We start from the raw sequence: 16324 nt of genomic DNA on the forward strand, positions 1-16324 counted from the left end.
GAATCACACCTCAGCCCAAATTAATAGGTCCTGAGCCTAGTGAAGAAGCAAAGAACGGCGCTAACCCACCAGTGCCCTAATCATCTCTACCCGCGTCACATGCCGGCCGGCCTCGAACTGTGCGGTCAGGAACGCATCCACAATATCAAACGCCAGCCCTTCGCCCACTACGCGCACGCCAATTGACAGCATGTTGGCATCATTGTGCTGGCGGATCATGCGGGCGGAGAATGTGTCGACGCAGACACCGCAACGGATGCCCTTTACCTTGTTTGCCGCCATCATGATGCCCTGGCCGGTGCCGCATAGAATAATGCCAAAGCGGTAATCACCGGACGCGACGAGCCGCGCCGCCGCTTCGCCGTACCTAGGATAGTGTGTGCTCTCCGGCGTCGTCGGTCCGATATCGACCACCACCCAGCCATGCGCTGCGATATGAGCGGCGATGGCCTGTCGGAGCTGAATGGCGGTGTGGTCGCTGGAGAGCACGATGCGGTTGCTGACTGTCATCGAGAAGTCACCCCGCTTCCCACAGCGATTTGGTGGCCTGACCGAGTTGGATCAACTCACCCCTACTCCCACTCAAATGTTTCTTGCAAGAAAAAGCTCATGTTTTCCAGCACTTAAAGATTGCCTGTGGATACGATACCATGAGCTATGCCATGGCAAAAAGTGCCGCATTTTAGGGTGCCGAGGAGCCCTACGCGTAGACTGATCCTGGCAGTTACCGTATGTCGATCCGATGACCGAATCCAAGTTCCGCCAGAATGAGTTATTCCGAGGCGACACACAAAATTCTAGCAAGAATGCGTGTGTCGGCGACAATGGTGGCCGATACGATCTTTTCGATTACGCGCTCGGCTATTTCGATGCCACGCTAATCCTGCTCCGAGCGGCACAGCAGCCCGGCGCCATAGTTGACACGCTAGTCTATCCTGCGTGCTACAGCTATCGGCACAACCTTGAGTTGTTCATGAAATGGCTGGTGAATGAAATGGGGCTGGCCTTAAGCGACGAGGAGATGAAGGCGGCGAAAGTTCACGACCTCACTAAGAACTGGGAACGCGCTCAGGCAGGCTTCAGAAAGCTTCCTGCGCGGCTCGCAAAGCCGGAGGAGTTGGATCTGATGGGACTTGCTATCAAGTGCGTCCACGAGATCGACCCGAATGGCGAAACCTTCCGGTTTTCGGATGATCGCAAAGACAGGCAGCACTTGAAGGAATGGAGCCTGATTAATCTAACCGTCCTACTCGGCTACATTGAGAAGACGGTCGAAGTGATGAAGGACTGGCAATATAGGCTGGATAGCTACCGGGAGGAGTTGAGAACCTAAGCCTGCGGCCCAGGCAGGTACTCAATCCCCACCTCTTTCAGCTTCAGACGGAGCCGAATGATCTCCCGCGCGGCGTCGCCGGCTAGGTCGTGGTAGTGGTCGGCTTCCTGGATGCTCCCGCCGCAGGCATTCCGGCGCCACCGCCGGATCTCGTCGGCCCGCACCTCTTCTTCCTGGCGCAAGCGGTAGAGGATGTCGTCGGAACCGACGCGCAGAATTTCGTCCATTCCAGCCCCTCAATGCAGCCCGCACTATACCATGCGCTCGTCTGTGCTTGGCATTATCCGTGTCCGCGCTAGGATAGAAATCGGAAGGTGCCGGCCAAGGCGTTTCGGACGTTAGATGAGGGGCAGTCCCAGACTGCGCATTCGATCGTGGCCGGACCTTCCACTCACTTTGGCCCTAGGGATAAGGGGAGCCGCCTCGGCGGTGGCGCGCTGGGCCCGGCGCGTCCCCAAAGTGGCTTTTGGGTGATGCCTTGAGAAATGTAGATGACTATCGGCCTGTCGTCGAAGCCTTGAGCCCGATCCTGCACGGACTGCCAGGTAAGATCGTGGCGATCGACGGGCTGCCGGGTGTCGGCAAGACCGAGATGGGACGCTACCTGGCCTATCGGTTCAACGTGTCGCTGATCGAGTCCGACCTATTCCTGATCGAGCGGCAGGGTCGGCTCGTGTACCGCAACGACGAGATCGCCAGGATCATCGCCAAGCGGGTCGACGCGTACTCACCACGCCCAGTCATCATTGAGAGCGCGGTGGTCTTGCGGTTGCTTGCCGAGTTGGAGCGCAGCCCGGACTTCACGATCTACATCACCAACAAGGACGCACCGGCAAGCCGAGGCAGCCTCCTGGCCGACCTGAAAGCATACGAAGCCGAGTTCTCGCCGCGACAGCGTGCCGACCTGACTATTGCCCTCGATCACTTCGGCTGAACGATTGATGATGTGGCTGCATCATCAATAAGGGCGGAGCAAGAAAATCGTTCTAAGTGCCTATAGAAGCTGTCTATTCCGGGTTTCCTTAGAAATTCGAATTCGCCGCGATACCATGAACAAAAAGTGCCATAAAAATCGGCCAAATCCGTTGACTCTAAAGGCGTTGCTCTGCTGCGATACCATAATGCTAATACTTTGACGGGCTATGGTATCGGAGCGCGTCTGATGAATAGCTGAATCCCGTACCCTCAGAAGTACCAAGAAAAACTCACTCTCCTTCGAGTTTTACTCGGTTTGAGCGTCGCGACTCATCATCCTAAAACTATCGTCGTCGACAAGAAAAAAGCCCACGAAACCGTGGGCTTAGTTCCTAATACGTGCTTCGATTGTGAGGCTTCCTAGACATTATTAGGAGTATTAACCTCACTCCCACTCGATTGTTTCCGGACAGAAATTGATCATTCTTTTCAATGCCTTACGTGCTGCTTGTGGATAAGCTACCATGAAAAATGCCATGACCTCAAAACGCGATTCTGAGGTGGTTTAGCCGGCCGCTAGAAGGTACTCAATAGGGGCTTATTGTCGGGAGAGGCTGAGTTGCGCGTCTATCACTTCATAGATCAAAAGTGGGGGCTGGATGACATCCGCAAGCGGCATCTCAAGGTCGCTCGCGTTCACGACCTTAACGACCCTTTCGAGTTCGAGATCGCGACCGCTGATAGAGAAGTGCGCAAAGCGTTCAGAGCGGTGAAGGACTGGCTACACGAGTCCATCGGAATTCTGTGCTTTAGCCGAGACTGGAAGAACCCAGTCCAGTGGGCGCACTACGCTGACCGACATCGAGGGCTCTGCCTCGGATTCGATATCCCTGACGAACGACTGGACCCAGTAATATATAGCGAAACACTGACCGAGCCGAGTGACGCCCTGCTTCGGAAAGCGGGAGATGATCGTTGGGAGCATTTCAAGCAGATCATCTCGACCAAGTACGTTCACTGGCAATACGAGAACGAAGTACGCGTCTACGTGGACCTCAGAGGCGAGAAGCCGGACGAAGAAGATCGCCACTTCACGAACTTCTCCGACGAGATTGCCTTGCGGGAGGTCATCGTCGGGCACCGTTCAACGTTGACCAGGGACCACCTAAAGGCTGCGCTAGGAGACCAGGCGAGTAGCGTGTCACTCTGCAAGGCGCGCCTGGCGTTCAGGTCATACTCAGTGGTCCCTCAGCTCAATCAGTCACTCTGGTAGTCTCAGGATTGGTGATCATGCTGCACCTGCTGCGGCGATGGCGGCGCTGTCAGCATTCGCGTTCTTGGCGTAGCTGAAGCCGTAGGCTGGCCAGTGCTCGCCTGCGACGACGTTTGGGAACTTCTTGACGATGCGAACGCGCCACTCGGGGTCGTTGAAGCCGCAGCCCCGGATGCCCATCACAAACGGCACATGCGGGCCGTCCTGGATCTTTACCGTGCCGTCCGAGTAGGACTGATACTGATTCATAACCACGACGGTGAGGCTGTCGCCGCCATCCCAGAATTCAGCTTCTGTCCCGATGTAGCTACCGTGCCAGATCACGACGATGTCGCCCGTGTGCAGCTCATTGCCAGTATCGTCCTGATAGCCGAGCGCTATACCCACGTCGCACAGGCAGCACTTCCCACTGTGAACCTTCAGCTTGTCGGTTTCCATACCTCTCCTTCGTTTGGTGATTGTTGATGGAGAGAATTGTACCGCTGCCGAGCCGGGCTCGTGATTGATTTTGGCTATCGGAAATTGTGGTTCGATTTGGAAACCAATGCTCGTTGACGATGCGAATACATCGTCAACGGCAACAAAGTTCCGAAAGCGCCCTAAGTAGCTATTGAAGCTTAGCTATTCCAGGATTCCCCAGTAGTCCTGATTCATCTCGATACCATGATCAAAAGGCGCGCGAAAATCGGGCTGAATCCGTTGAGTCTAAAGGGTTCGCCCGTCCGCGATACCATGACCGTGTTACTTTGGAGAGCTATGGTATCAGAGCGTTCTTGATGAGTAGCCGAAGTCCGTACCCTCAGAAGTACCAAGAAAAACTTTCGCTCCTTCGGCTTTTGCTGGTTTTAACCTGCCGATTCAACGATTCAGAACTATCGTCTCCGGCAAGAAAAAAGCCCACGAAACCGTGGGCTTAGCTCTCAATACATGCTTCGATTATGAGGTTTCCTAGAGGTAATAGGAATATTTACCCCTACTCCCACTCGATGGTGCCGGGCGGCTTCGATGTGATGTCGTAGGTCACCCGGTTGATGCCCTTCACCTCGTTGATGATGCGGGTGGCGACGCGACCCAGGAACGTCATGTCGAAGGGATAGAAATCCGCCGTCATGCCGTCGATCGAGGTCACCGCGCGCAGTGCGCAGACATGGTCGTAGGTGCGCGCATCTCCCATGACGCCAACAGTCTTGACGGGCAGCAGCACGGCGAAAGCCTGCCAGATTTCGTCGTAGAGGCCTGCATGGCGGATCTCTTCGAGATAGATGGCGTCGGCCTTGCGCAGGATGTCGAGCTTCTCGCGGGTGATCTCGCCCGGCACGCGGATGGCGAGGCCAGGGCCCGGGAACGGATGGCGTCCGACGAAAGCGTCGGGCAGGCCGAGCTCGCGGCCGAGCACCCTGACCTCGTCCTTGAACAGCTCGCGCAGGGGCTCCACGAGCTTCATCTTCATGCGCTCGGGGAGACCGCCCACATTGTGATGGCTCTTGATGGTGACGGAGGGGCCGCCCGTAAAGGAGACGCTCTCGATCACGTCCGGATAGAGCGTCCCCTGCGCCAGGAAGTCGGCCCCGCCGATTTTCTTGGCCTCCTCGTCGAACACGTCAATGAAGAGCTTGCCGATGGTCTTGCGCTTCACCTCAGGGTCCGACACGCCTTCCAGCGCACCGATGAAGAGATCCTGCGCCTGCACGTGGACGAGCGGGATGTTATAGTGGTCGCGGAAAAGCGTCACGACCTGCTCGGCCTCCGAGGCGCGCAGAAGCCCGTGATCGACGAAGACGCAGGTGAGCTGGTCTCCGATGGCCTCGTGGATGAGCACCGCCGCCACAGCGGAGTCGACGCCGCCGGAGAGGCCGCAGATCACCCTGCCCTTTCCGACCTGGGCGCGGATGCGCTCAATGGCCTCCTCGCGGAAGGCCTTCATGGTCCAGTCGCCCCGGCAGCCCGCGATGTCGCGGACGAAGTTGCGGATGAGCTGCGCCCCTTGGGGCGTGTGCACCACCTCCGGGTGGAACTGGACCCCGTAGAACTTGTGCTCCTCGTCAGCCACCACGGCGAAGGGCGCGTTCTCGGAAGCCGCGAGCACCTGGAAGCCTTCGGGGAGCTTCGTCACCCGGTCGCCATGGCTCATCCAGACGGGATATTTCTTGCCGACCTGCCAGACGCCCTGAAAGATCGGGCTCTCGGTCAGAACCTCAATCTCAGCCCGGCCGAACTCGGAGTGATGGCCACCCTCGACCTCGCCGCCGAGCTGCGCCGCCATGGTCTGCTGGCCGTAGCAGATGCCGAAGACCGGCAGGCCCGCTTCGAACAGTTCCTTCGGGGCGCGGGGCGAGGCGTCCGTGGTCACCGATTCCGGCCCGCCCGACAGGATCACGCCCTTTGGCTTCATGGTGCGGATCGCTTCCGCCGCCTTCTGGAAGGGCACGACCTCCGAATAGACGCCGTCCTCGCGCACACGGCGTGCGATGAGCTGGGTCACTTGGCTTCCAAAGTCGACGATGAGGATCTTGTCGTGGGTCTGGGTCATGGCGAGGTGCTTACGGCCTTGAGAGGTGAGACAGCAATAACAATGTGAGGCCCGGTCATGCTTTACGCCTCAGGACGGCAATGTAAAAGCCGTCGGTACCGGTCGTGAGCGGCGTCAGTTGGAGGCCGTGGGCGGTTGGCCGAGCCCGGTCCTTCAGATGGGCGAATCCCGCCTGCTTCAGGACCTCGTCGACGGGGACGGGCGAGAAGGCGGGGTTGCGCTCCATCAGGACGGAGAGGGCATCGTCGTTCTCCTCCGGCAGAACCGAGCAGGTGATATAGACGATCCGCCCGCCCGGCTTCACCAGAGCCGCCGCCCGGTCGAGAACGGCGGCCTGTTCCTTCAGCCGGGTCTCCAGGCTTCCGGGGCGAAGCCGCCACTTCGCATCCGGGTTGCGCCGCCAGGTTCCGACACCGGTGCAGGGCGCATCCACGAGCACGCAATCGATGCGGCCGTCGAGATCCGAGACCGCATCCGCCTTGGCACGCGGTGTCCTGACCTGGACGTTGCGCACCCCCGCCCTTGTCAGACGATCATGGATCGGGGCCAGGCGGCGGGCGTCGTTGTCGGTGGGATAGATCTGGCCCTGGTTCTCCATCATGGCGGCAAGCGCGAGGGTCTTCCCGCCGCCGCCGGCGCAGAGGTCCACCACCTGCTCGCCGGGCTTCACGGCGGACAGGAGCGCCGCCAGTTGCGAGCCCTCGTCCTGGATCTCGATCCAGCCTTTCAGGAATTCGGGCTCCGCCTGCACGGCAGGTCCCCGCCCGTCTTCGCTCGGCGCGATCCGGAGGCCCAGGGGCGAGAGCGGAGTCTCGACGGCCCCAAGATGCGGCAGGGCATCATGCGCCTCGTCACGGGAGGAGACCTTCAGCGTGTTCACCCTCAGGTCCAGCGGCGCGCGGGTGGAAAGCGCCTGCATTTCGGGAACAAGGTCACCGCCAAGGAGACGCTGCAGGGATGGCTCGATCCAGTCCGGGAAGTCGCCGGCCACATGGGCCGGAGCGCCGGAGAGCTCGGCGGCTTCAAGCCTCGTCCACTCCTCGTCAGAAAGCGGCTCGGGAGCGAAGCGCTCCCCGGAGCACAGGCGGGCGATGGCATCCACGGACAGATCCCGCTGCAGGCGCAGCATGCCGAGCACCACGGCGCGGGGCGTCGTCTCCCCCACGATCCAACCGGCCGAAGCCTTCCGGCGCAGAGAATCGTAGACGAGGCTGGCAATCGCCGCCCGGTCCTTGGAGCCCGCGAAGCGGTGCGACAGGCCCCAATCCTTGAGGGCGTCTGCCGCCGGGCGGCGGCGGGCTTCGATGTCCCCGAGGACCTCGATGGCGGCGGAAAGGCGGGCGGCAGGTGTCATCGAAAAAGCACACTTAAGCTTGGCCGTAGAAACGACACATTGTTTCCTATTTTCCGGCCCGATCCGATGTGGATTCAGGAAGCGCTTGCACATCGCACGCATTCTTTCCGGAGTCTTGACCTCATGTTCTCCCGTCTGACCCGCCTCGTCGCTGTCGGCCTCACCCTTGCCATCGCGGCCTGCGCCAGCACGCCGCCCGCCGCGGACCTGACGCCTCCGCCGCGCAAGGCCTATGACGCCAAGACGCAGCTCGAGAGCGGCAAGCGCTTCTAAGGCGCCGGGGATGGGTCAACGCCCATCCCCTTCTTCTTTTCCGCCCGCAATGCAGGGCAGATGCGCTAGATGCTGGCCTCCGTGAAGAGGACCCGCAGCGCGAATACGAGCCACATGAGCATGAGCACCATCGCGCCGATCAGGAAGACCTGAAAGCGCCGGGCCACCTTGTTGGACGTGGCGTGAATGTAGGCATGGGCGAGCCGGGCCGCCACGAACAGCCAGGCGAGGATCACGAAGGCGAGGTCCGCCTTGCGGGTGATCAGCGCCAGCGCCACCAGCACATAGAACAGTACCGGCAGCTCGAACTGGTTGTGGAAGGCGTTCGCGATCTGCAGCGTGCGCCTCGGCCAGTTCCGCTCGCCCAGCGCGATCTCGCCCACCTTGACCTCCCCCTTGCGTATGTGGGTCACCCGCGACCGGCCCATCCAGGCCATCAGGACGAAGGTCAGCCCGATCTGGAGGAAGACGGGCAGAAGAATGGCGGTCAGGCTCATGGGACGGCTCAGCTACGGGTCGGATAGTTCGGGCTTTCCCGCGTGATCGTTACGTCGTGGACGTGGCTCTCGCGCAGGCCCGCGCTCGTGATGCGGATGAACTGGGCCCTCTCGCGGAATTCCGGCAGGGTCGGCGCACCCACATAGCCCATGGCGGCGCGCAGCCCCCCGGCGAGCTGGTGGAGAACAGCCGAGACCGGGCCCTTATAGGCGACCTGCCCCTCGATCCCTTCGGGCACCAGCTTCAGGGTATCGCGCACCTCCGCCTGGAAGTAGCGGTCCGCCGAGCCGCGGGACATGGCCCCCACCGAGCCCATGCCGCGATAGGACTTGTAGGAGCGCCCCTGGTAGAGGAAGACCTCGCCCGGCGTCTCGTCGGTCCCGGCGAGCAGAGAGCCCACCATGGCGCAGGAGGCACCCGCCGCGAGAGCCTTGGCGAGGTCGCCCGAGAACTTGATGCCGCCGTCTGCAATCACCGGCACGTCCGCCTCCGACGCCGCCTCGACGGCCTCCATGATGGCGGTGAGCTGGGGCACGCCCACGCCCGCCACGATACGGGTGGTGCAGATGGAGCCTGGGCCGATGCCGACCTTCACCGCATCCGCGCCCGCATCAATCAGGGCCTTGGCCCCTTCCCGCGTCGCCACGTTGCCGGCGATGACCTGGACCGCATTGGAGAGCTTCTTCACCCGCGTGACGCTCTCCAGCACCTTCACCGAGTGACCGTGGGCGGTATCGACCACGATCACGTCGCAGCCCGCGTCGATGAGGCGCTCGGAGCGCTCGAAGCCCTGTTCGCCCGTAGTCGTCGCGGCGGCGACCAGAAGCCGCCCCTGCGTGTCCTTGGCCGCGTTCGGGTAAGCCACCTGCTTCTCGATGTCTTTGACCGTGATCAGGCCGATGCAGCGGTAATGGTCGTCCACGACCAGAAGCTTCTCGATGCGGAATTGGTGGAGAAGGCGGCGCGCCTCGTCCTGGCTGACGCCCTCGCGCACGGTGATGAGCCGGTCCTTGGTCATCAATTCGGAAACGGGCTGGCCGGGATTATTGGCGAAGCGCACGTCGCGATTCGTGAGAATGCCGACGAGCTTGCCCTTAATACCGTTGGGGCCGCGCTCCACCACCGGAATGCCGGAAATGCCGTGATGCTTCATCATGGCGAGCGCATCGGCGAGGGTCTCGTCCGGATAGATGGTGATGGGGTTCATCACCATGCCCGACTCGTAGCGCTTCACGAGGCGGACCTGCTCGGCCTGAACCTCGGGCTCCAGGTTGCGGTGGATGACCCCGAGCCCCCCGTTCTGGGCCATGGCGATGGCCATGCGGGCCTCGGTCACGGTGTCCATGGCGGAGGCAACGATAGGCATGTTGAGGCGGATTGTCCGGGTGAGCCGGGTGGCGATATCCACATCGCCGGGCAGGACCTCTGAGCGGCCCGGCCTGAGCAACACGTCATCGAAGGTCAGTCCTTCGATGATCTTATCGGCAAGTACAGAGGCCATGGCCAACTCCTTTAGTGGTCGCGGTCGGGTGAAGCATAACGCTTTGGCGAGTTGGCACGGGTCCGTAGCACGGGCTTTCCTTTTCGCAAAGCGCCGAAGGAGCGCATTCACCGAAGATCTGCCGTGCAGCAAAGCGCTTTGCAACCTCGTGGCATAGCGTTAAGTGCCAAAGGTCATGCGCCAATCCCGCCTCCTTCCCTTGATCATCGCCACCGCTCTCTTCATGGAGAACATGGACTCGACGGTGATCTCGACGTCCCTGCCGATGATCGCGCAGGACTTGGGGACGGATCCGATCGCGCTGAAACTCGCCCTGACCTCCTATCTGGTGAGCCTTGCCATCTTCATCCCGATCTCGGGTTGGATGGCGGACAAGTTCGGGGCGCGGACCATCTTCACCGCCGCTATCGGCGTGTTCATGGCGGGTTCCCTGGCCTGCGCCGGAGCCAATTCCCTCGAAGGCTTCGTCATCGCCCGCTTCCTGCAGGGTGCCGGGGGCGCCATGATGGTGCCGGTCGGCCGCCTCGTTCTCCTGCGTAGCGTCGCGCGCAACGAGGTCGTGCAGGCGCTTGCGACCCTCACGATCCCGGCCCTGATAGGCCCCGTCGTTGGTCCGCCCCTCGGGGGCTTCATCACCACCTATTTCGACTGGCGCTGGATCTTCTTCATCAACATTCCCATCGGGATCCTTGGCATCATTCTCGCCACGATCTTCGTTCCCAATGTCAGGGAGGAGGATACCCCGCCCCTGGATATCGTGGGTTTCCTGCTCTCCGGAATCGGCCTCGCGCTCCTGATGCTGGGCTTCGCCTCGGGCGGACGGCACCTCATCCCGGCGGAAATCTCGGCCGGCTGCATCATCGTCGGGGCGGCGAGCGTGATCCTCTACATGTTCCATGCCCGGCGGACGCCGCATCCCGTGCTGCAGCTAAGCCTTCTCAAGGTCCCGACCTTCCGGATCAGCGTGGTCGGCGGCTCGCTCTTCCGCATCGGCGTCGGGGCAATCCCCTTTCTGCTGCCGCTCATGCTGCAGATCGGATTCGGGCTTTCCCCCCTCGCCTCCGGCTCGCTCACCTTCATTGCGGCGGTGGGCGCGCTGTTCATGAAAACCATGGCGAAGCGCATCCTGGAGCGGTTCGGCTTCCGCCGGGTGCTGACCGTCAACGCCTTCATCGGCGCGCTCTTCATCGCCCTGAACGGATTCTTTACGCCCTGGACGCCCTACTGGCTCATCATGGCGATCCTCTTCGTGGGCGGCTGCTTCCGCTCGCTCCAGTTCACCAGCCTGAATGCCATCGGCTATGCGGAGATTTCGAAGCGGGACATGAGCTATGCCACCAGCCTCTCAAGCGCCGCCCAGCAGGTGGCGCTGAGCATCGGCGTGGCCTTCGGGGCCTATGTGGTGGAGGCTGCAGCCCATTTCCGGGGCGCGGAAGCCATCGGCGCAGTGGACTTCGGGCCTGCCTTCTGGGCCGTTGCGACCGTCTCCGCCTTGTCCGGCTTCATCTTCGCCCACCTGTCTCCCACGGCAGGCGCGGAGATGTCGGGCCACCAAGCCGTCGAGAGCAAGCCTCCCTCCACAGGTCTAGGAGACGGCACTACAAATCTTGGTGAGGAAGTGGAACGCCGCTGAGCCTGCGCTACGATCCTGTCTCCAGGACCAGGAGGCCACCATGGATCAGCGCATCATCGACCTCTACGACGACTTCACCCATGGCGGCATGAACCGCCGGACCTTCCTCGACCGCCTCGCAGCGCTGGTGGGAAGTGCGGCAGGCGCAACGGCGCTCCTTCCGATCCTCCAGAACAATTATGCCCACGCGCAGACCGTGCCGGAGAACGATCCGCGGATCACGACCGAAATGGTCGACATTCCCGGCGCTTCCGGTCTGAAAGGCTATCTCGCCAAGCCGACAAGCGGCGACGACCTTCCGACCGTTCTCGTGATCCACGAAAACCGCGGCCTCAACCCGCATATCAAGGACGTGACCCGCCGCATGGCGACCGAGGGCTTCATCGCGCTCGGCCTCGACTACCTCTCGCCCATGGGCGGTACGCCCGCCGACGAGGACAAGGGCCGCGAGATGATCGGCCAGCTGGAGCAGGAGGACGTGATTTCCTACGGTAAGGCCGCTGTGGACTACCTCCAGGGCCTGCCGGACGGCAACGGCGAGGTCGGGGCGGTCGGCTTCTGCTGGGGCGGTGGGGCCGTCAATACTCTCTCCGTCAATGAACCCGACCTCGACGCCGGCGTCGCCTATTACGGCCGGCAGGCGGATCCTGTCGACGTGCCGAAGATCGAGGCGGCGCTCATGCTCCATTATGCGGGCCAGGACGAGCGCATCAACGCAGGGATCTCCGCATATGAAGCGGCCCTGAAGGAAGCCGGGAAGACCTATGAAATCCACATGTACGAGGGCGTGAACCACGCCTTCAACAACGACACCAATGCTGCTCGCTATGACAAGGAAGCCGCCGATCTCGCCTGGAAACGCACGGTGGATTTCCTGAAGAAGCACGTGGGGTGAATGGGCGGGAGTTAATCCTCGAACGCTTCGACCTCGACCCGTTTCCCGACCATGAAGGCGTCGGCGACGAGGCGGAACGGGGCGGCGTCCACCTCCGATCTTCCGATGGTCAGGAGGGCATCGAAGCGTCTGTAGATGCCTTCATACTCCTTCGGCTCCTCGTTCACCACGAGACGCCCGTCGATCTCGAGACAGCTTCCGCCGCGGACGAGCTTCAGGCCAAAGCCTGCCTCCGTCTCGACCTCGATGTCCCACGTCTGCGGCCCGGTTTGACGCCAGTCGAACTCGGCCTGGAGGTTGCCGTCCGTGTGACCGGTGGCGAGTTGGAGATTGGCCGCAATCGGCGCATCGCGGTTCGCCGGGCATTCCAGGGTCGCCTGTTTGATGAAGACCGGTTCCGGCATGATGCGTGTGACGATGGAGAGCGCATTGATGCCGGGATCGAAGATCCCGAAGCCGCCCGGAGCCCAGATCCATTGCTGGCCAGGGTGCCAGTGGCGAACGTCCTCCTTCCAGGTGACCTGAAGGCGCTTGATGGTCCATCCGGCGAGAGCCTTCTTCGCCTCCTCGACGGCCTTGTTGTACTGGGCGTGCCAGGTCGTGAAGATGGTCTTGCCGGCCTTGTCGGCCAATTGCCTGAGATCCTCCAGCTCGCTTAAGCTGGCGGCAGGCGGCTTTTCCAGGAGCACGCTCTTGCCTGCGAGCAGCGCCTCGCGGGCAATCCGGTGGCGCACCTGCGGCGGCGTGCAGATGGCGACCGCATCGAGGTTCGGGACCTTGGCGAGCATCTTGCGGTAGTCCTGAAACGTGTATTCGGCATCCTCGGGCGAGATCCCGCGCTGGCTCGACACGGCGACCAGCTCAAAATTGGGATTGGAACGGATGACAGGCAGATGCTGGTCGTGGGCGATCTTGCCGAGGCCGATGATGCCGATGCGATGTGTCGTCATGTGCGTGGTCCCTTCATGAGCGGCAACCACGCAGGAGGCCCGTCAGGGCGAAGGCGTCCGGTCTGCCGCACCTCGAAAACCGGTCGCCAGCACATAGAGTTCCGCCGAATCGGCCCGGCTTGCCGCAGGTTTCACGTGGCGCACCACCGCGAAGTCGCGCTTGAGGTCAGCGAGAAGCTGGTTCTCCGTGCCGCCCTGGAACACCTTGGCGACGAACGCCCCGCCCGGAGCGAGGATCTCACGGGCGAAATAGATAGCAGCTTCCGCCAGCCCGATGATCCGCAGGTGATCGGTCTTCTTGTGACCGGTCGTGTTGGCCGCCATGTCGGACATGACCACGTCGGCCGGGCCGCCCAGCATCTCGATCAGCTTGCCCGGAGCGCTCTCGTCCAAAAAGTCGAGCTGGATGAATTCGACGCCCGCCATCGGATCGATGGGCAGGAGGTCGATGCCGACGACCTTGCCCTTTGCCCCGACCTTCTTGGCCGCGATCTGGGACCAGCCGCCGGGCGCGGCGCCCAGGTCCACGACCCGCTGGCCGGGCTTGAGAATCTGATACTTCTCGTCGATCTCGAGGAGCTTGAAAGCTGCACGCGAGCGGTAGCCCTCGCGCTTGGCGCGGGCGACGTAGGGATCGTTGAGCTGGCGTTCGAGCCATTTCTGCGAAGACAGGGACCGCTTATTGGCCGTCTTCACGCGCTGCTTGAGGTTGCGGACGCCAGAGCCGGATTTGGAACTCACCGCTGGCTTCCCTCCCGCCACACCGAATCCTCACGCATCATGTTCATCAGAATCCCTTCGCGCAGGCCGCGATCCGCAATGCGCAGGCGATCCGACGGAAAGGCCCGGCGGATTGCTTCGAGGATCGCGCAGCCGGCCAGCACCAGATCGGCGCGCTCGCGTCCGATACACGGATTCTCGGCCCGCTGCTCGAAATTCGAGTGCAGCAGGCGCTCGATCACCGTCGAGATCTCACCGTTTCGCATCCACATGCCGTCAACGCGGCGACGATCATAACGTGCCAACCCCAGATGGATGCCGCCGACAGTCGTGACGGTGCCCGAAGTGCCGAGGAGATGGAAATTGTGCGCCCGCCCGGCATCGGCCGCGGCAAGAGTGAAATCGAGGAGAAGTTCGGAGACCTCCTCGACCATCCCCTCGAAATTGGTGCGGCTCACGTCGACCCCACCATGGCGTTCGGCCAGGGTCACGACCCCGACGGGCAGCGAATCCCAGGCCCGGATCCGATTGCAGGGATCGGCGAAAGCATGGGGAGCCTGGCCGTCGAGCCAAGCGATCTCCGTCGAGCCGCCGCCGATATCGAACACGATGACGGAATGGGCCTTCGGATCGGCGAGCGAGGCGCAGCCGGTCACGGCGAGGTAGGCCTCGGTCTTGCGGTCGACGACCTCGAGTTCGAGGTCGAGGTCGCTACGCACCCGTTCGATGAAGGACGGGCCGTTCTTTGCGAGGCGGCAGGCCTCCGTTGCGACGAGCCGTGCACGCCGGACCTCCTTGGCGATCATCTTGTCGCGGCAGACGCGCAGCGCGTCGATGGTGCGCTCGATGGCATCGTCGCTCAGGTGATTGCCGAGCCCGAGCCCCTCGCCGAGCCTGACGATTCGCGAGAACGCATCGACGACGCGAAAACCGAAATGGGCCGGCTCCGCGATGAGGAGGCGGCAATTGTTGGTGCCGAGATCGAGCGCCGCATAGCTCCGCGTCGGCCGGCGGATGTCGTTCCTTGCCGTTGTCTGTGGGCGATCAGGCAGCCATGCGGGAGCGCTCACGGTCCCGGTCAGCGGGTCCGCTCGTCTGTCTCCTGGCTCTGTCGCATCGACTTTCACGGTCAAGGCTTCGGTCCTCTGGTCCCCAGCCGGGACCATCTATGGAATCGAGAGTAACAACCGGCCCATGGTCCTGCCAAGGGTCGGCCCCTCGTTTATTCGGCTAGTGTTCGGCGGCGATCAGACCCGCAGGTCTCGCAGGCGCTCCGTCAGGCCGGCGAGAACGTCGGCCCCCACATTGGCGAAGGCCACGCGCAGATGCCCCTCCTGACCGGGGCCGAAATAGCTCCCCGGCAGGCACAGCACCCCGCGTTCGGTCGCCAGCCTCTCAGCGACGGCCTGCGCCGTGGCTCCGGAGAGCGGGTGGCGCAGATACGCGAAATAGGCCCCAACGGACTCGATCCGCCACTCCGGCAGTGGCGCGAGGGCATCCTGAAAAACCTGTGCACGCCGGTTGATCTCGGCGCGATTTTCCTCCCGCCAGCCTTTCAGGGCCTCGATGGCCCAGGGCAGTGCGGCCTGCGCCGTTCGCGGCGCGCAGATCTGGATACAGTCGAGAATCTTGGCGAGTTGCCCGATGAGTTGCGCATCCGCCGTGACCGCGCCCATCCGATGGCCGGGAATAGCATAGGACTTCGAGAAGGAATAAAGCTGGATCGCCGTATCGCGCCACTTGTCCTCGGAAAACAGGCCGTGGGCGCGATTCATGCCCTGTGGCAGGAAATCGCGATAAGTCTCGTCAATCACGAGATAAATTCCGCGCTTGCCGCAGAGCTCCGAGAAGGCCTCGATTACATGGGTGGGATAGACGGCGCCGGTCGGGTTGTTGGGCGTGACGAGCACGATGGCCCTGACCTTCTCGTCGATCAGTGCCTCCGCATCTTCCAGACGCGGTACAAATCCCGCCTCGGGCCGGCACGGCAGCGGGCGCGGCTCGATTCCCAGCATGTCGAGGCTCATCTGGTGATTGAAGTACCACGGCGTCGGCAGCAGCACTGCGTCGCCCTGCCGGGCGAGCAGCATCATTACGGCAAAGAAAGCCATGTTGCAGCCGGCGGTCATCGCCGTATCGGCGGGCTCGATCCGACCCTCATAGAGGCGCGAGAGCTCGACCGCATAGGCCTCGCGCAGCATCGCATCACCGATGATCGGCCCATACTGAGCGCCCGCCGGCGAACCGGCCATGGACGCCATCCGCTCCATGAGCTCCTCGTGAGGCGCATTGCCAGGAACGGCCTGGGACAAGTTGATGAGCGGACCGAAGGCCCCGTCATACCGCTTCGTCCAGCTCTGCGCTTCCGGGATCGGCGGACTTCCGACATCAGCGACGAGAGAGTTGATGGAGATCGCTGGGCCGCTGGTCATCGAAAGCTCAAGCTCCT

The 16324-nt window shown here is 62.3% G+C and carries 17 protein-coding genes; 6 read left to right on the plus strand and 11 right to left on the minus strand.

The window, feature by feature from the left end; genetic code table 11:
- Positions 1–60 precede the first annotated feature (60 nt).
- Complete coding sequence (gene rpiB, locus LG661_RS11825; protein ID WP_230532107.1) at positions 61–510, minus strand: ribose 5-phosphate isomerase B; 450 nt, start codon at positions 508–510, stop codon at positions 61–63.
- Between the two features lie 232 nt (positions 511–742).
- Here rpiB and LG661_RS11830 point away from each other — a divergent pair, with 232 nt between their 5' ends.
- Positions 743–1333: a hypothetical protein gene (locus tag LG661_RS11830; protein WP_230532108.1), complete on the plus strand. Its 591-nt coding sequence runs from the start codon at positions 743–745 to the stop codon at positions 1331–1333.
- Here LG661_RS11830 and LG661_RS11835 read toward each other — a convergent pair.
- Positions 1330–1560: a hypothetical protein gene (locus tag LG661_RS11835; protein ID WP_230532109.1), complete on the minus strand. Its 231-nt coding sequence runs from the start codon at positions 1558–1560 to the stop codon at positions 1330–1332. The two genes, LG661_RS11830 and LG661_RS11835, sit on opposite strands and share 4 nt — an antisense overlap.
- Before the next feature lie 251 nt (positions 1561–1811).
- Between LG661_RS11835 and LG661_RS11840 the strand changes: the two genes are divergently transcribed.
- Together LG661_RS11840 and LG661_RS11845 are read left to right on the plus strand one after the other, a co-directional pair.
- On the plus strand, positions 1812–2267 hold the full coding sequence (locus LG661_RS11840; protein WP_230532110.1) for a hypothetical protein: 456 nt from the start codon (positions 1812–1814) through the stop codon (positions 2265–2267).
- A gap of 600 nt (positions 2268–2867) precedes the next feature.
- Entirely contained in the window at positions 2868–3521 is a 654-nt protein-coding gene (locus tag LG661_RS11845; protein ID WP_230532111.1) for a DUF2971 domain-containing protein, read from the plus strand.
- A gap of 15 nt (positions 3522–3536) precedes the next feature.
- On the opposite strand, the gene LG661_RS11850 is transcribed toward LG661_RS11845, so the two are convergent.
- From LG661_RS11850 to LG661_RS11860, 3 genes are all read right to left on the minus strand, one after another.
- A complete protein-coding gene (locus LG661_RS11850; RefSeq protein ID WP_230532112.1) occupies positions 3537–3959 on the minus strand; it encodes a hypothetical protein in 423 nt (140 codons plus the stop codon).
- Positions 3960–4494: 535 nt separating this feature from the next.
- Positions 4495–6051 (minus strand): glutamine-hydrolyzing GMP synthase, encoded by a 1557-nt coding sequence (gene guaA / locus LG661_RS11855; RefSeq protein WP_230532113.1) that lies wholly within the window; start codon positions 6049–6051, stop codon positions 4495–4497.
- A gap of 55 nt (positions 6052–6106) precedes the next feature.
- Positions 6107–7405, minus strand: coding sequence for an RsmB/NOP family class I SAM-dependent RNA methyltransferase (locus tag LG661_RS11860; RefSeq protein WP_230532114.1), 1299 nt, complete (start codon positions 7403–7405; stop codon positions 6107–6109).
- A gap of 123 nt (positions 7406–7528) precedes the next feature.
- Here LG661_RS11860 and LG661_RS11865 point away from each other — a divergent pair, with 123 nt between their 5' ends.
- Positions 7529–7678, plus strand: a complete 150-nt coding sequence (locus LG661_RS11865; protein WP_230532115.1) for a hypothetical protein — start codon at positions 7529–7531, stop codon at positions 7676–7678.
- 65 nt (positions 7679–7743) lie between these two features.
- On the opposite strand, the gene LG661_RS11870 is transcribed toward LG661_RS11865, so the two are convergent.
- Together LG661_RS11870 and guaB are read right to left on the minus strand one after the other, a co-directional pair.
- On the minus strand, positions 7744–8175 hold the full coding sequence (locus tag LG661_RS11870) for an MAPEG family protein (RefSeq protein WP_230532116.1): 432 nt from the start codon (positions 8173–8175) through the stop codon (positions 7744–7746).
- An 8-nt stretch (positions 8176–8183) separates the two neighbouring features.
- Complete coding sequence (gene guaB / locus LG661_RS11875) at positions 8184–9677, minus strand: IMP dehydrogenase (RefSeq protein ID WP_230532117.1); 1494 nt, start codon at positions 9675–9677, stop codon at positions 8184–8186.
- Positions 9678–9852: 175 nt separating this feature from the next.
- Between guaB and LG661_RS11880 the strand changes: the two genes are divergently transcribed.
- Both LG661_RS11880 and LG661_RS11885 read left to right on the plus strand, forming a co-directional pair.
- Positions 9853–11310, plus strand: coding sequence for a DHA2 family efflux MFS transporter permease subunit (locus tag LG661_RS11880; RefSeq protein WP_230532118.1), 1458 nt, complete (start codon positions 9853–9855; stop codon positions 11308–11310).
- Between the two features lie 40 nt (positions 11311–11350).
- Positions 11351–12205: a dienelactone hydrolase family protein gene (locus LG661_RS11885; RefSeq protein WP_230532119.1), complete on the plus strand. Its 855-nt coding sequence runs from the start codon at positions 11351–11353 to the stop codon at positions 12203–12205.
- 11 nt (positions 12206–12216) lie between these two features.
- Here LG661_RS11885 and LG661_RS11890 read toward each other — a convergent pair whose 3' ends face one another.
- From LG661_RS11890 to LG661_RS11905, 4 genes are all read right to left on the minus strand, one after another.
- On the minus strand, positions 12217–13155 hold the full coding sequence (locus tag LG661_RS11890; protein ID WP_230532120.1) for a Gfo/Idh/MocA family protein: 939 nt from the start codon (positions 13153–13155) through the stop codon (positions 12217–12219).
- Between the two features lie 42 nt (positions 13156–13197).
- Positions 13198–13896, minus strand: a complete 699-nt coding sequence (locus tag LG661_RS11895) for an RlmE family RNA methyltransferase (protein ID WP_230532121.1) — start codon at positions 13894–13896, stop codon at positions 13198–13200.
- A complete protein-coding gene (locus LG661_RS11900) occupies positions 13893–15008 on the minus strand; it encodes a Ppx/GppA phosphatase family protein (protein ID WP_407666700.1) in 1116 nt (371 codons plus the stop codon). Before LG661_RS11900 ends, LG661_RS11895 begins: the two co-directional genes overlap by 4 nt.
- Before the next feature lie 114 nt (positions 15009–15122).
- The gene (locus LG661_RS11905) at positions 15123–16307 is read right to left on the minus strand and encodes an aminotransferase (RefSeq protein ID WP_230532122.1); all 1185 of its coding nucleotides are present in this window, start codon (positions 16305–16307) and stop codon (positions 15123–15125) included.
- Between the last annotated feature and the right edge of the window lie 17 nt (positions 16308–16324).

The sequence above is a fragment of the Microvirga roseola genome, from assembly GCF_020866965.1.
Taxonomy (GTDB): Bacteria; Pseudomonadota; Alphaproteobacteria; order Rhizobiales; family Beijerinckiaceae; genus Microvirga; species Microvirga roseola.

Coding starts and splice junctions, on each gene's coding strand:
- rpiB (WP_230532107.1), bottom strand. CDS start 510: ATGACAGTCAGCAACCGCATCGTGCTCTCCAGCGACCACACCGCCATT.
- LG661_RS11830 (WP_230532108.1), top strand. CDS start 743: ATGACCGAATCCAAGTTCCGCCAGAATGAGTTATTCCGAGGCGACACA.
- LG661_RS11835 (WP_230532109.1), bottom strand. CDS start 1,560: ATGGACGAAATTCTGCGCGTCGGTTCCGACGACATCCTCTACCGCTTG.
- LG661_RS11850 (WP_230532112.1), bottom strand. CDS start 3,959: ATGGAAACCGACAAGCTGAAGGTTCACAGTGGGAAGTGCTGCCTGTGC.
- guaA (WP_230532113.1), bottom strand. CDS start 6,051: ATGACCCAGACCCACGACAAGATCCTCATCGTCGACTTTGGAAGCCAA.
- LG661_RS11860 (WP_230532114.1), bottom strand. CDS start 7,405: ATGACACCTGCCGCCCGCCTTTCCGCCGCCATCGAGGTCCTCGGGGAC.
- LG661_RS11865 (WP_230532115.1), top strand. CDS start 7,529: ATGTTCTCCCGTCTGACCCGCCTCGTCGCTGTCGGCCTCACCCTTGCC.
- LG661_RS11870 (WP_230532116.1), bottom strand. CDS start 8,175: ATGAGCCTGACCGCCATTCTTCTGCCCGTCTTCCTCCAGATCGGGCTG.
- guaB (WP_230532117.1), bottom strand. CDS start 9,677: ATGGCCTCTGTACTTGCCGATAAGATCATCGAAGGACTGACCTTCGAT.
- LG661_RS11880 (WP_230532118.1), top strand. CDS start 9,853: ATGCGCCAATCCCGCCTCCTTCCCTTGATCATCGCCACCGCTCTCTTC.
- LG661_RS11885 (WP_230532119.1), top strand. CDS start 11,351: ATGGATCAGCGCATCATCGACCTCTACGACGACTTCACCCATGGCGGC.
- LG661_RS11890 (WP_230532120.1), bottom strand. CDS start 13,155: ATGACGACACATCGCATCGGCATCATCGGCCTCGGCAAGATCGCCCAC.
- LG661_RS11905 (WP_230532122.1), bottom strand. CDS start 16,307: ATGACCAGCGGCCCAGCGATCTCCATCAACTCTCTCGTCGCTGATGTC.